The 1,110-nt window shown below is 36.2% G+C and carries 1 protein-coding gene and 1 pseudogene; both read left to right on the plus strand.

The window, feature by feature from the left end:
• A pseudogene (locus V7183_RS23970) lies at positions 1 to 250 on the plus strand (hypothetical protein); the annotation flags it as partial.
• 75 nt (positions 251 to 325) lie between these two features.
• A complete protein-coding gene (locus V7183_RS23975) occupies positions 326 to 1,039 on the plus strand; it encodes an aspartate/glutamate racemase family protein (RefSeq protein ID WP_335361075.1) in 714 nt (237 codons plus the stop codon).
• The last annotated feature ends 71 nt before the right edge of the window (positions 1,040 to 1,110 follow it).

The following is a 1,110-nucleotide window of genomic DNA, read 5'->3' on the forward strand; positions in this document are numbered from 1 at the left end:
TTCTATAGGGTACATTTTAGCTTGGCTTAGTCTTTCTTTTGTACTACTTATCACAATTGCTTCCATTCGTCTCAAAAAAGAAATGCCGGAACTATTATGGGTTTTCCCGCCTATCAATAGTTTTCTAATGCTTGGACAATATGAACAGCATTTGCTTGTTCACGTGCTTTGGCTTACTGCATGGGCACTTATCTACTCGCTCTTGTTAATTACTCTATTCCTTTTTCTCGTTCGAAAAAAACGCTTCTAAAGAAGGAATATACGATAAAAATCAAGAAATTTTAAATTTATATATCAAAATTTATTCACATAAGGAGACATAACAATGATTGGAATATTAGCAGGAATGGGGCCAAAGTCAACAGGCCCGTTCGTTGATACAGTAGTCGAGCAATGCCAAAACATATACGGTGCGAAACATGATATGGACTTTCCACATATGATGATTTATTCTTGTCCAACACCTTTTTATATGGATAGACCGATTGATCATCAAGCTATGGAAAAGGCTATTATAAGTGGTGCACAAAAGCTTGAAAGTACAGGTGTCGATTTTATCGCCATGCCATGTAATACAGCACACCCCTATTTTAATCAGTTACAAAATTCGGTTTCTGTTCCCATTTTAAATATGGTAGATGAAACGATAAAAGAAATACCAAATCATATAAAAAAAGTAGCTCTCTTAGCAACCGATGCGACCGTTCAATCTGGCATATACCAAGACGATATTTCAAAGCGTGGTATAAACTATATCTATAAAGACAACTGGCAAAGGGATACCACTCAAATTATCTCGAAAATAAAAGTAGGAAACATAATGGAAGCAACTGAATTATGGCGTACACTTTGCACAGAATTAGCTGAAGCAGTAGATGCCGTTATTATAGCTTGTACAGACTTGAATGTTGTATCAGGAGCAAATCCACATAACCTTTACTTTGTGGATTCATCTGTCTGCCTTGCTAAGGCTGTTGTCCATAGATACTTATCTATAATACATCAATTAAAAAACCAACATAAAACCACCTCTTTTTAGATGGAAGAGAGCATCTGGCCATGCATAGAAGCGGTCAGTGTCTTTTTCTGCTACATGCGAAGTAAAAACAG

The organism is Bacillus sp. JJ1127 (assembly GCF_036965845.1).
In the GTDB taxonomy this organism is placed as follows: Bacteria; Bacillota; Bacilli; order Bacillales; family Bacillaceae_G; genus Bacillus_A.